The following is a 13,427-nucleotide window of genomic DNA, read 5'->3' as shown; positions in this document are numbered from 1 at the left end:
GTGTAACATACACGATTATGAAAAAACCAAATAAAACCGTGCTGTCATTTATGTTTATTTTTCTGGTATCTAATCTTTCGTGCAGAAGTGCCTACGCTCCCCCGTTTTGATAACATACTGTTTTCTGATTCAAAACCGGGTGACAACCATGACTATGGAAAAGTTTGACGCCATATATCAGCGCGCTGCTGAACGTAAAGGTGGCAGTGATAAACTCGAAGCGTTAGTGAGTAAACCTCTTAGTAAGGACGAGCTGGCGGCGATAGCGGAAGATCGCTGGTTATCGGCATTCAGCATGAAAGTATTTCAGAGTGGTATTTCCTGGGCCGTGGTACGCAAAAAGTGGCCGGCGTTTGAAGAGTTGTTCTTTCAGTTTCGCATTGAACCTTTGCTGATGCTTTCGGACGAGATTTTGGAGCAAAAAGCGCAAGACCCAAGCATTATCAGGCATCTGGTGAAAGTAATGTCGATTCGCAACAATGCACAAATGATTTACGAAGCGCGCCTCACTCATGGTTCATTCAGCCAGATGGTGGCTGACTGGCCTGCCGAACGCATCACTGAACTGTGGGATTATCTGAAAAAGCACGGCGATCGCCTGGGCGGTAATACCGGCCCTTACACCCTTCGTCAAATGGGTGTGGACACCTTTATCCTGACGGGTGATGTTGAGGCTTACCTGCGTAATACCGGTGTCATCGAAGGTGGTAAAAATACCAAACGATCCCTGCAGGCAGCCACTGAAGCCTTTTGTCAATGGCGAGAGCAATCCGGCCGCAGCATGACCGAGATCAGTCAGATCATTGCCTACAGTACCGGTGACAACCACTTACAATGAGCCGAGAGCAATTCACCACACTTGAGCCCCTCTGAACATCAGAAACGAGCTGGATTTGATCCGGCTTGTTACTTCCTGTGCAGCTATCTCAGCTATCCTCTATCGGATCCTCTACCGGTTATAACGACTTCGTTACAACCGGTTTACGATTTATTCAGAAGATAATCCTTGCCCTTCACTGGATCATGATTTCTTAAGTTTCTCTTAAGTGTCCGTAGGCATAGTCATCTGCAGACATCATCGATAATCTCAAGGAGAAGCTATGTCTGTCATTACCCCACTGCGTACCGGACTTCTGATTGCTACCCTGGCTGCCTCATCTGCTGCATTGGCCGATCCAACCTGCACCACCGAACCTGAATCCAGTTGGATGCCTTTTGCACAGGCGAAACAGCAGGTATTGGACATGGGTTACAGCATTAAGAAATTTAAAACGACGAAGACCAGTTGTTATGAGTTGTATGGCTATGATGCAGAAAAACATCGTGTTGAGATCTATTTTAACCCGGTTGACATGAGCATAGTAAAAGAGGAGAAAGATGACTAAGCCTTATGTATGGGACAGTATTGTGCGTCTGACCCACTGGGTCGTGGCTGTACTCTTCCTGTCCAACTACTTTGTGACCGAAACTGGCAGCGAAATACACGAATGGGTGGGCTACTTTGTACTGGCCGCCCTCTCGGTGCGCCTGACCTGGGGGATCATCACCGATTCTCCCGCTCGTCTTTCCGCGTTCCGACCATCCGTGCGTCAGGCGATGTCACACCTTAAAGAAGTACTGACCACAAAGCAGGACAGCCATATTGCCCACAACCCGGCCGGTGCCGTCATGATCTGGGTAATGTGGTTAGCCTTAATCAGCACCGGAATCACTGGCTGGGCAACCCAGTTAGACATGTTCTGGGGTGAAGATGGCATGAAAGCGATTCATGAATTTTTTGCCAACCTGACCATGCTGGCGGTCGCAACGCATATCTGTGCGGTGATATTTATGACTCATTGGGTAAAACGTTCTTACGTGAAAAGCATGCTCCCGCAACGTAGCAGTGACAAGTAATCTGGTGTTTTGAGTCAACGTTAAGAGAAAGCTTCCCCCGGCTTTCTCTTTTTATTTCCAGCGTCCCAACGGACAATTTTCCTCAAAATGCAATCTTCACCATATTTGTGCAATTATTGATTGCAACTTGGCAGATATCTTCAATCTACTGATCTAAGCCCCGATAAATCCAGAATATTTCACTAACCTGTATCGGGTGTAAGCATTATTTTACTCTCTCATCTGCCCCGACTTTGTGCGATTTTTAACATTTTAGTTACACTTACCCTATCTGGTAATCGCAACATTGCTTGCTGGAACAAGGCGAAATAAGCCGTTCCGTGGCGTCGATCCAGACAGATTTGCAGCACATTATGTTTTACGATTTGAGAACTGCTTGCTTGAGCGACAATCAGTTTTATACATGAAGCCCCACAAGTATCGAGTATTGTTCCTAAATCGACCAATAGTCGCGAGCGTTTCCCGTCCGATTGTTGGTGAGTTTTATATGACATGTGATTGCCGGCAGCGCTTGACACTGCAGTGGCGAAAAGGAGCTTGAGATGAACGTTCAGGCACTCCCTATGGAGCGATTTATCGACCATCATGGCAACCTGCTCAGAGCACTACCGGCTTGGGCAGACATCGCAACACTGACCAGTTTTTATCGTGATATGTTGCTGACCCGAACCTACGATCACAAAGCTGTGGCCCTGCAACGCACCGGTAAGCTTGGTACTTATCCCTCCCATCTGGGAGCAGAAGCCGTTGGCATCGCTGTGGGTCGCGCTTTGCAGCGCGATGACGTCTTTATCCCCTACTATCGTGATATGCCCGCAATGTGGGCACGAGGTATCGCGATGGAAAAAAATCTCCAGTACTGGGGCGGTGACGAGCGAGGCAGTGATTTTTCCCCTGATCCTGAGCAGCACTGTCGTGACCTGCCATTCTGCGTTCCGATTGCCACGCAATGTACGCACGCAGTCGGTGTCGCCGCTGCCCTGAAAATTCAGGGACAACATCAGGCCGCCCTGGTGATGTGTGGCGATGGCGGCACCTCAAAAGGTGATTTTCTTGAAGCTATCAACTGCGCCGGGGCCTGGCACATTCCTTTGGTGTTTGTGGTGAACAACAACCAATGGGCAATTTCTGTTCCCCGCCATTTGCAATGCGCTGCCGAATTCTTATCGGAAAAAGCCAAGGGCGCCGGTATTCCGGGCATTACGGTTGATGGTAATGATATTGTCGCGGTTTACGACGCCGTGCGAACCAGCCTGGATCGGGCGCGCAAAGGCAAAGGTGCAACCTTAATTGAAGCCGTCAGCTATCGCCTCAGCGATCACACCACCGCCGATGATGCCAGTCGTTACCGCAGCGAAGACGAGCTGCAACAAGCCTGGCAATTTGAACCCGTTGCCCGGCTAAAATCTTACCTGATGAACCAGAATGCCTGGAGCGAACAGGAAGAAGAAAACTGGCTGGAGCACTGTAAAGAGGTGGTTGAGCACGCCGTGCAACGTTATCTGGATTTACCTCCTCAGGCGCCGGAGTCCGCTTTTGATTTTCTTTATGAGTCGTTATCTCCTGATCTGCACGCTCAGCGTGACGAACTGATCAATAAGGCGATGCGCATGCAAGGAGGTCAACATGAGTGAAATGACACTGGTGGAAGCGGTCAATCTGGCTCTGCATCATGAAATGGAACACGACCCCAGCGTCATCGTGATGGGCGAGGATGTGGGTGATAACGGCGGGGTATTTCGCGCTACGGTCGGACTCAAAGAGAAGTATGGTTTCAAGCGCGTCATTGATACACCGCTGGCTGAAGCGCTGATCGGCGGTGTCGCTGTCGGTATGGCGACTCAGGGACTGCGCCCGGTAGCCGAATTTCAGTTCCAGGGCTTTGTTTTTCCGGCCATGGAACATCTGATGTGCCATGCTGCGCGGATGCGTAACCGAACCCGTGGCCGTCTCACCTGCCCGGCGGTATTCCGGGCGCCATTCGGCGGCGGTATCCATGCACCTGAACATCACTCGGAAAGCGTTGAAGCTCTGTTTGCCCATATTCCCGGTTTTAAAGTGGTCATTCCTTCTTCACCACAGCGGGCCTATGGCCTGTTACTGGCGGCGATACGTAGCAATGATCCGGTGATGTTTTTTGAGCCCAAACGAATCTACCGCACAGTGAAATCGAATGTCACAGATAACGGTGAAGCGCTGCCCTTAGATACCTGCTTTACCCTGCGCAAAGGCCGGGATCTGACTCTGGTCACCTGGGGCGCATGCGTCGTGGAATCGCTGCAGGCTGCGAAGACACTCTCGTCACAAGGAGTTGAAGTGGAAGTTATCGACCTGGCCAGTATCAAACCGATTGATATGGCGACCATACAACGCTCATTGCAAAAGACCGGTCGTCTGCTGGTCGTCCACGAAGCAAGCCGCAGTTGCGCGGTCGGGGCGGAAATCCTCGCCCGTGTCGCCGAAAACGCCATGTGCTTGCTCAAAGCACCACCTAAACGGGTGACAGGTATGGATACCATAATGCCTTATTACAAGAATGAAGCTTATTTCATGATTCAGGAACAGGACATTGTCCTGGCAGCACGGGAATTAGTGGAGGGTTGGAAATGAAGTCATTTATGTTACCAGACCTTGGTGAAGGATTGGCCGAATCAGAAATTGTTGAATGGCACGTAAACGTCGGTGACTGGGTTGAAGTCGATCAGGTCGTGCTGACGGTCGAAACGGCCAAAGCTGTGGTGGAAGTCCCGGCACCTTATGCAGGTAAAATTGTCAGTCGCCACGGTGAAGAAGGTGATGTCATCAATATTGGTAGCCTGCTGCTTGAAATTGAAGATCAGGCCACCAGCCAGCAAAACGGTGACGTGAGTAAAAAACGCCAGGATGCAGCAACCGTCGTTGGTAACGTCTCTAATCAATCCCACAGCGTTGATGTCGACGACTTCTGGATCGGCAGCAGTGAACATGTTCAGCCGGTACAAAAACCATTAAGTGCGATGCCCGCAGCCCGTCTCCTCGCCAAACGCCTCGGAGTTGATTTGCTGCGTGTCTCGGGGAGCGGTCCGGACGGACTGATTTTGGAAACGGATGTGTATCAGGCCGCAGATAAGCAAATTCCGGGAACCGAAGTCCTCAAAGGTGCACGCCGTACTATGGTTAATACCATGACGGAATCACATTTACAGGTCGCTGCCGTTACCATTACGGAAGAAGCCCTGCTGATGGACTGGAAGCCCGGTGAGGACATTTCTATTCGCCTGATTCAGGCCATCTGCTTTGCCTGTCAGCAGGAGCCCGCGCTCAATGCCTGGTTTGATGCCGATACCATGACTCGTTGTGTGCATAACGTGGTCAATATCGGTATTGCCGTTGACAGCTCGCACGGCTTGTATGTCCCGGTGCTGCGTAAAGCCAACGAGTTCGAACCCTCTGAGCTGCGCCAGTGGCTGGATAATACCGTTCAGGGGATTCGTGAACGTAAAATCGGTCGCGAGCAACTGCAACACGCCACCATCACACTCTCTAACTTTGGCGCCATTGCCGGCATTTTTGCCACACCAGTTGTTACTCCGCCTCAGGTCACCATCGTCGGGGCCGGACGCATAGTGGAAAGAGTAATGATAAAAAATGAGCAGTTGATGAACGTGAAAACCATGCCACTCTCTATCACGTTTGACCACAGAGCCTGTACCGGCGGGGAAGCCGCACGCTTTGCGCGCGCTTTAGTCGACGATCTGCAGCGACCAAGCACGTAATATCGTGTCATGCCGGAACGACTCATCAATACCAACAGCGGCCAGTCTATGGCCGCTGTTTTTCATCCACTAAAGTGCTGGCAATGAGACAGTGTTTTTCGATACAGGAGCAAACTGTGTGAATCAGACCGGATTTGCCACATTGCCTTCGACGATTACAGCGCGTCAATCAACTTGGGCATAATCTCGAACAAATCCCCCACCAGCCCATAGTCCGCCAGTTGAAAAATAGGCGCGTCCGGATCGCTGTTGATAGCAACAATCACTTTAGAATCTTTCATGCCCGCCACATGCTGAATGGCGCCAGAAATACCGACGGCGATATAGAGCTCAGGAGCAACAATTTTCCCTGTCTGCCCTACCTGCAAGTCGTTCGAAACAAAGCCGGCATCTACCGCCGCACGCGAGGCGCCGATAGCCCCGCCCAGTTTATCTGCCAACTGTTCCACCAGCTGAAACTGCTGCTTACTGCCCAGACCACGACCACCAGATACGACAACACGGGCAGCGCCCAGTTGCGGACGTTCACTTTGCGCCTGCTGCCGCTCAATAAATTGCGACTGGGTGGACTTGATGACCTGCTCCAGCGCAGACACTTGAGCGTTGCCGCCTTGAGTCGACACAGAAGCAAACGCAGAGCTGCGAATCGTCATCACTTTAATCGCATCGAGCGATTTGACCCGGCACAGTGCATTGCCGGCATAAATCGGGCGCACCACGGTATCGGCGGACTCTATCTCAACCACATCCGAGAGTTGCCCGACATCCAGCAGCGCCGCAACCCGTGGCAGCAGGTTTTTCCCAAATGTGGTCGCCGGAGCAAGAATATGACGGTAATCTTTGCCCACATCGGCAATCAATTCAGCCATATTTTCCGCCAGATGGTGCTCATACACCGCGTCGTCTGCCAGCCAGACCGTGTCGATCCCCTGACAAGTGCGCAGCGCCTCGGCAACCGCTTCACAGCCATAACCAATCACCATAACATCAATGTCACTATGCAGACTTTGTGCGGCTTGCAGGGTTCGTAAGGTATCAACCGCCGGATATTGACTGTTATGTTCAGCAATCACTAACACTTTATCCGTCATCGTTCGCTCCCGTTTCTGTCACGCTCGTGCACTCGCAAGAGATATCACGATTAATCAATCACTTTGGCTTCATTTCTTAGCTTGTCGACTAATTCATCGACCCCGGAAACAATTATTCCTGCTCTGCGTTGTGGCGGCGACATCACGTCCAGTACTTGCTGATGTTGAATCAGAGTGACACCCAGAGATTCGGCGCTGAGAACCTCCATAGGTTTACGCTTGGCTTTCATGATATTCGGTAAGGAGGCATAACGCGGTTCATTAAGGCGCAAATCGGTACTGATGATGGCTGGCAGGTTCAGCTTTAACGTTTCCAGTCCGCCATCAATTTCACGGGTGACCATCACGTCCTGGCCCTGTACCTGTACGGCTGAAGCAAAAGTGCCCTGCGGTCTGCCACTCAGCGCCGCGAGCATCTGCGCCACCTGATTATTGTCGGTATCGATTGATTGTTTACCCAACAGAACCAGGCCCGGCTGCTCTTTTTCCATTACGGCATGCAGCAATTTGGCCACCGACAAGGGCTCCGGGACTTGTTCGGTTTCGATATGAATCGCGCTGTCGGCACCCAAAGCCAACGCGGTTCGTAATTGCTCCTGGCACGCTAAAGCGCCGATTGAAACCACCACCACTTCATCGGCGCTGCCAGCTTCACGCAACCGAATCGCCTCTTCGACGGCGATCTCGCAAAATGGATTGATTGCCATTTTTACGTTGTTCGTTTCAACGCCTGAGCCGTCGCTTTTCACTCGTACCTTTACGTAAGCGTCAACGACACGTTTAATCGCAACTAAGACTTTCACATCGCCTCCTTATGCACTCGATCTTGTATCGGGGTTTTATTTTCACTGAGGAAAGCTGGCTAATACACTGTTTAATCGTACGTTAAGCTGATTATGCCCGCTTTTTTGATGATGCTAATTTGAGCTTAGTTTAGTTTACGTTTACGTCAACTGAACTATAGTTACTCCATACATGAGCAGAGGCGCCACGCAGCCATGAAACGAGGACGGGGACATGGAACGAGAATCGATGGAGTTTGATGTGGTCATTGTCGGTGCAGGTCCCGCCGGGCTGAGCTGTGCCTGCCGCCTGGCGCAACTGAGCCAGGAGCAGCAAGGTGAAAACCGCCCCGGACTCAGCATCTGTGTGGTGGAAAAAGGCTCGGAAGTCGGCGCCCATATACTGTCTGGCGCTCTGTTTGAAACTACAGCGTTGGATGAACTGTTTCCTGACTGGGTCAGCCGCCAGGCACCACTCACCACTCCGGTCAGTCATGATGAATTTACTTACCTGGTCACAGAACATAATCATATCCGCCTGCCACGCTTTGTCGTTCCTAAAACCATGCACAACAGTCAGAAAAATTACGTGATTAGTTTGGGGGAATTGTGTCGCTGGCTTGCGGTTCAGGCGGAAGAGCTCGGCGTAGAGATCTTTCCCGGCTTTGCCGCTGCAACAATAAACTATGCTGATAACGGCGCAGTCACAGGCGTCACCACATCCGATATGGGCCTGGATAAAAATGGCGATCAAAAACGCAGTTTTGAGCCCGGCATTGAACTCAAAGCCAAATACACCGTTTTCGCTGAAGGTGCACGCGGCCACCTTGGCAAAGCCCTGATAGAACATTTTGACCTCGACCGCGGCCGTCAGCCGCAGCATTATGCGCTGGGCTTGAAAGAGATCTGGCAATTGCCAGACGAGCATCCCCACAACACGCCCGGTTTCGTGCTGCATGGCCTGGGCTGGCCGCTCAATGAAACCCATACCACCGGCGGCAGCTTTTTATATCACCTTGGCGACAATCAGGTCGCAGTTGGCCTGATCACCGACCTCAACTATCACAACCCGTATCTGAATCCGTTCGAAGAGTTTCAACGCCTCAAACATCACCCCGCAATCAGTCAGTATCTGACTGGTGGGCAGCGCATCGGCTACGGTGCGCGGGCCATCGCAAAAGGCGGGCTCAATTCTCTGCCCAAACAGCAGTTTCCCGGCGGGCTGCTGATAGGTTGTGATGCGGGCACACTCAATTTCGCCAAAATAAAGGGCTGCCATACCGCGATGAAATCCGGCATGCTGGCCGCTGAAGCCGTTTTTGCGGCCTGCCTGCAATCCGGCCAATCACCGACTGAACCGGATTATCAAACCCGGTTCGAATCTTCCTGGCTTTACACCGAACTGGAACAATCGCAAAATTTTTGCGCCACTATCCACCGCTACGGCAACCTTGCAGGGGGCGTGATCAACAGCCTGGAGCAGAATGTCTGGGTGCCGCTGTTCAAACGCGCAGCCCCATGGCAGATGGAGGACCCGTTTGCTGATCACGAACGGCTTATTTGCATCAGTCACAGCCATCCGATCGATTACCCAAAACCCGATGGTGTACTCAGCTTTGATAAAGCATCCTCTGTCTATTTAACCGCAACACGCCATGAAGAAGATCAGCCTTGCCACCTTAAACTGCGCGACCCGACCATTCCGATTCAGGTGCACCTGGCAAAATATGCCGAACCGGCGCAACGCTACTGCCCGGCCGGAGTGTATGAGGTGATTCAGGTCAATGGAGAGCCTCAGTTTCAGATTAATGCCGCGAACTGTATCCACTGCAAAACCTGTGACATCAAAGATCCGTCACAGAACATCGACTGGTGCCCGCCGGAAGGCGGAGGCGGCCCTAATTACCGCAGCATGTAACATCATTACCGTGGCATGTAACTCAGGTCAAAATACGCTAAGATCAAAAAAGAGAGCCGCAGCTCTCTTGTTACTTTGTTCGGCGTTTACTGAGGCTTTTTGGCCAGTGCCGCATCAATGTCAGCAGCGCTGTGGCGCTCTTCAATGCCTTCCCACTCTTCACCAAATGGCCGGTTAACAATACGGCCGCGCTGAACAGCAGGACGTTGCGCCATCATTTTCGCCCAACGCTGCACGTGCTGATAGCTTTGTACATCAAGGAATTCAGCCGCATCGTAAGAGTTGTTCAGTACCAGGTTACCGTACCAAGGCCAGATAGCAATGTCGGCAATGCTGTACTCTTCACCAGCAATAAAGGTGTGGTTTGCCAGTTGCTTGTCCAGCACATCCAGTTGACGCTTGGCTTCCATCGCGAAACGGTTAATCGGATACTCGAATTTTTCCGGCGCATAGGCGTAGAAGTGGCCAAAACCACCGCCCAGGTATGGCGCAGATCCTTGCAGCCAGAACAACCAGTTCATCACCTGCGCGCGCGCAGCAACATCGGTTGGCAACAGATGGCCAAACTTTTCTGCAAGATAGAACAGAATGTTACCCGATTCGAAAACGTTAATCGCAGCATCGCCGGAACGATCCACCAGCGCCGGAATCTTTGAATTCGGGTTAACCGCCACAAATCCGGAGCCAAACTGGTCACCTTCGCCGATGCGAATCAGAAATGCATCATATTCGGCTTCTTTGACACCCAGTGCCAGCAGCTCTTCGAGCATGATGGTCACTTTCTGTCCGTTCGGAGTTCCCATTGAGTACAGCTGGATCGGGTGCTCCCCTAGCGGTAATTCTTTTTCATGACGTGCGCCGGAGTCAGGTCGGTTAATACTCGCCCACTGACCGCCGTTTTCGCTGTCCATTGTCCAAACTTTTGGTGGTACATATACGTTAGACATTATGTTTCCTTATTGATGTTGGAGTTCGGCATACACAGATATAGGGGTGGCAGGCTCAGATAAAAACCCCTGCGACTCATTTAGTTAGATCGAATGGTTATGACTTGGTGACACAAAGCATAACCAGAGTCTGTGGCAAACTCGCCACCGATATCACATTTCACAACTCTTCCCCGAAATGTCAAATATTTCTCCCAGATGCAAAGCACGCCGGCGATGCGATCCCTTAAGGTATGAAGTGAGTACAGAAGAGCACGGAGACCACTCCGCTGACTCGTTCATTCATATGGAATAATAATTAATAAGGAAACACCATGTCTCAATTCAAAACGTTGCCTACATTAGTCACCATCGCGGTTGCCATGACCGTGTCTGGCACAGCAGTGGCCGCTCCGGCGAAAGACCACACCCAGATTCAGCACAACGGTGTCAAATATCGCAAGAAAGCGGAATCTATGGTGAAAAAACTCAGCCTGAGTGAGAAACTAGACATCCTGTCTGGACCTGGCATGGATTTGACCACTTACCAAGGTCAGGACGCGATTAACCTGGATGAAAGTAAAGATGTCAGTGGCGTCGCCGGTTACATCAACGGCGTGAAAAACCGTAAACTGGATATCCCGGCGATTAAACTGGCTGATGGGCCGGCCGGCCTGCGCATTAATCCGACCCGCGATAATGTTAACAGCACCTATTATGCGACTGCATGGCCAATTGGCTCACTACTCGCTTCAACCTGGGATACCCGCCTGGTTGAGCAGGTTGGTCGGGCTGAAGGTAACGAGGTCAAAGAGTACGGTGTCGATTTTCTGCTCGCTCCGGGAATGAATATCCAGCGTAACCCGCTGCTGGGACGTAACTTTGAATACTATTCTGAAGATCCGATTGTTTCCGGCCAGATTGCCGCCGCCATGGTCAACGGGCTGCAATCGAATCACATCGGTGCCACAATCAAGCATTTTGTCGCCAACAACGCAGAAACCAACCGCTTTTTCAACGACACCATCGCAGACCCGCGTACCCTGCGTGAGATCTACCTGCGCGGCTTCCAGATTGCGGTAGAAGATGCCCAGCCCTGGGCGATCATGAGCTCTTACAATCTGGTCAACGGTACTTATGTCAACCAGCGTCAGGACATCATGACGGATATCCTGCGCGGCGAATGGGGCTTTAAAGGCCTGGCGATGTCTGACTGGTTTGCCGGTAACGTATCCGGTTTGACCAGCGACTTTAGCGGTGATGTCGGCCGGGATGTCGAATCGGCGGCAAAACAGGTCAGTGCCGGCAACGATTTGATCGAACCGGGCGGCGTAAAAGCCGATCTGGCAGCCTCTTACGCGGCCGGCACACTGAGCATGGAAGCGATCGACAACAGTGTGGTCGCAATCCTGACCCAAGTACAGAAAACCCCGTCCTACCTGAACTACTCCTACTCGAATCAACCTGATTTGGATGCGCACGCCGAGCTCGCTCGTCAGGCTGCAGCGGAAGGTATGGTACTGCTGAAAAACAGTAACGCTTCCCTGCCGCTCTCTTCTGGTGCCAAAGTCGCTTCATTCGGCACCACACAGATCAACACTCTCAAAGGCGGGACCGGTAGTGGTGATGTCAACGCCGCCTACATAGCGCACATTGCCCCGGCTCTGGAAGAGAAGTTTGAGGTCAATAGTGAACTGACGGATTACTACACGACCTATTTTGCCGAAAATAAGCAGACCAACGATGCCCTGCTCGGCGGTTATGAATATTGTGAAGAACCACCGGTCAGCGAACAGTTACAAAGCCTGGTCGACGCCGCCGCGCAAAACGATGATGCAGCGGTTATCACCATCGGACGCCAGGCGGGTGAAGGCGGCGATCGCACCAATACGCGCGGTGATTACCTGCTGACCGACGAAGAGCTGCAGATCATCAACGCTGTCTCAGCGGCTTTCCACGCAGAAGGCAAACCGGTGACCGTGGTACTCAATGTCAACGGGGTGGTCGATAGCACTGAATGGTCAGATAAAGTCGACTCCATTCTGCTGGCCTACATGGGCGGTCAGGAAACCGGCAACGCGATCGCGGATATTCTGGCCGGTGATGTCAATCCAAGCGGTAAGCTCGCGCAAACCATGCCGAAATCCTACAGTGATGTCCCATCGGCACAGACCTTCCCGGGGACAGATATCGATAATGACGGATTGGTTGATGAGTCACATTACAACGAAGGGATTTATGTCGGCTACCGCTACTACACGTCGTTCGATGTCGATACCGCCTATCCGTTCGGCTATGGTATGTCTTACACTAACTTTGAATACCGTAACCCGACAGTGGTTGCCAACACCCTTGGCCGTAAAGGTAAAAAAGGCGGCTTGATTCAGCTCTCTGCTACCATTCATAATTCCGGCGATGTCGCGGGTAAAGAAGCGGCTCAGGTCTACGTGAGTGCTCCGCAGGGCAAACTAGATAAGCCGGCTATTGAACTGAAAGCATTCGCGAAGACTTCGCTATTGCAACCTGGTCAGAATGAGAAACTGGCGTTTACTATCTCTGCCCGCGATTTAGCCAGCTTTGACGCCAGTCGCAACAAGTGGATTATTGAACCAGGCGCTTATCAGGTCTACATCGCTCCGTCTTCAGATATCAATGGCAAGCTGAACGGCGCAGCAACCGCACCGGTTACGTTTACCGTCAGCAAGGAAATTGTCGTGAGCGAGACCACGCCAGGAGCGCTGGCTCTGCCGCAAGGTGTGACCACAGCAGGACTCATCACGGTCGCTAAGTAATCGCCTCTATAAACAGCGACCACCTGTGCAAAAAATCACTGGTACAAAGAGTCAGTTAAAAATAAGCACGGCGTCATTAACCGTTGCTCATTTTCTAAAAAGCCCGCATGCGGGCTTTTTAGTCTTATTAATGTGAGGAAAATTAAACGTTTTCGTATCAAATAGACAACGCTCAGTAACAAGAATATTGCCTGACCTTATTTTTTGAATAGACATCACCAATTCATATTCCTTTACAAATAAAACCATGAAGACTGATATAATCAT

General features: G+C 51.4%; 11 protein-coding genes. 8 read left to right on the top strand and 3 right to left on the bottom strand.

Going from position 1 to position 13,427, the window contains the following annotated elements:
• The first annotated feature begins 148 nt into the window (after window positions 1-148).
• From J0X00_RS03900 to J0X00_RS03875, 6 genes are all read left to right on the top strand, one after another.
• Window positions 149-838, top strand: coding sequence for a DNA-3-methyladenine glycosylase I (locus J0X00_RS03900; protein ID WP_136486767.1), 690 nt, complete (start codon window positions 149-151; stop codon window positions 836-838).
• 262 nt (window positions 839-1,100) lie between these two features.
• Window positions 1,101-1,385 carry a PepSY domain-containing protein gene (locus tag J0X00_RS03895; RefSeq protein WP_282476374.1) on the top strand — a complete coding sequence of 95 codons (285 nt, stop codon included), beginning with the start codon at window positions 1,101-1,103 and terminating at the stop codon, window positions 1,383-1,385.
• On the top strand, window positions 1,378-1,896 hold the full coding sequence (locus tag J0X00_RS03890; protein WP_282476373.1) for a cytochrome b/b6 domain-containing protein: 519 nt from the start codon (window positions 1,378-1,380) through the stop codon (window positions 1,894-1,896). Before J0X00_RS03895 ends, J0X00_RS03890 begins: the two co-directional genes overlap by 8 nt.
• A 542-nt stretch (window positions 1,897-2,438) precedes the next feature.
• Complete coding sequence (pdhA, locus tag J0X00_RS03885) at window positions 2,439-3,530, top strand: pyruvate dehydrogenase (acetyl-transferring) E1 component subunit alpha (RefSeq protein WP_282476372.1); 1,092 nt, start codon at window positions 2,439-2,441, stop codon at window positions 3,528-3,530.
• Window positions 3,523-4,506, top strand: coding sequence for an alpha-ketoacid dehydrogenase subunit beta (locus J0X00_RS03880; protein ID WP_136486775.1), 984 nt, complete (start codon window positions 3,523-3,525; stop codon window positions 4,504-4,506). The genes pdhA and J0X00_RS03880 overlap by 8 nt, the downstream gene beginning before the upstream one ends.
• Window positions 4,503-5,651: a dihydrolipoamide acetyltransferase family protein gene (locus J0X00_RS03875; protein WP_282476371.1), complete on the top strand. Its 1,149-nt coding sequence runs from the start codon at window positions 4,503-4,505 to the stop codon at window positions 5,649-5,651. The genes J0X00_RS03880 and J0X00_RS03875 overlap by 4 nt, the downstream gene beginning before the upstream one ends.
• Before the next feature lie 155 nt (window positions 5,652-5,806).
• Here the strand turns inward: J0X00_RS03875 and J0X00_RS03870 are convergent, their stop codons facing one another.
• Together J0X00_RS03870 and J0X00_RS03865 are read right to left on the bottom strand one after the other, a co-directional pair.
• Window positions 5,807-6,742, bottom strand: a complete 936-nt coding sequence (locus J0X00_RS03870; RefSeq protein WP_136486779.1) for an FAD-binding protein — start codon at window positions 6,740-6,742, stop codon at window positions 5,807-5,809.
• 50 nt (window positions 6,743-6,792) lie between these two features.
• A complete protein-coding gene (locus tag J0X00_RS03865; protein WP_282476370.1) occupies window positions 6,793-7,545 on the bottom strand; it encodes an electron transfer flavoprotein subunit beta/FixA family protein in 753 nt (250 codons plus the stop codon).
• Window positions 7,546-7,759: 214 nt separating this feature from the next.
• Here J0X00_RS03865 and J0X00_RS03860 point away from each other — a divergent pair, with 214 nt between their 5' ends.
• Window positions 7,760-9,442, top strand: a complete 1,683-nt coding sequence (locus J0X00_RS03860; RefSeq protein ID WP_282476369.1) for an electron transfer flavoprotein-ubiquinone oxidoreductase — start codon at window positions 7,760-7,762, stop codon at window positions 9,440-9,442.
• Window positions 9,443-9,528: 86 nt separating this feature from the next.
• On the opposite strand, the gene yghU is transcribed toward J0X00_RS03860, so the two are convergent.
• Window positions 9,529-10,389 carry a glutathione-dependent disulfide-bond oxidoreductase gene (yghU, locus tag J0X00_RS03855; RefSeq protein ID WP_282476368.1) on the bottom strand — a complete coding sequence of 287 codons (861 nt, stop codon included), beginning with the start codon at window positions 10,387-10,389 and terminating at the stop codon, window positions 9,529-9,531.
• Between the two features lie 314 nt (window positions 10,390-10,703).
• On the opposite strand from yghU, the gene J0X00_RS03850 reads away from it, so the two are divergent.
• Window positions 10,704-13,160 (top strand): glycoside hydrolase family 3 C-terminal domain-containing protein, encoded by a 2,457-nt coding sequence (locus tag J0X00_RS03850; protein ID WP_282476367.1) that lies wholly within the window; start codon window positions 10,704-10,706, stop codon window positions 13,158-13,160.
• Window positions 13,161-13,427: the final 267 nt, after the last annotated feature.

It is taken from the genome of Vibrio sp. ABG19 (assembly GCF_029962385.1).
GTDB lineage: Bacteria > Pseudomonadota > Gammaproteobacteria > Enterobacterales > Vibrionaceae > Vibrio > Vibrio ostreae.
Note: the sequence above shows the minus strand (reverse complement) of the source record. Positions and strands in the feature narration are given on the sequence as shown.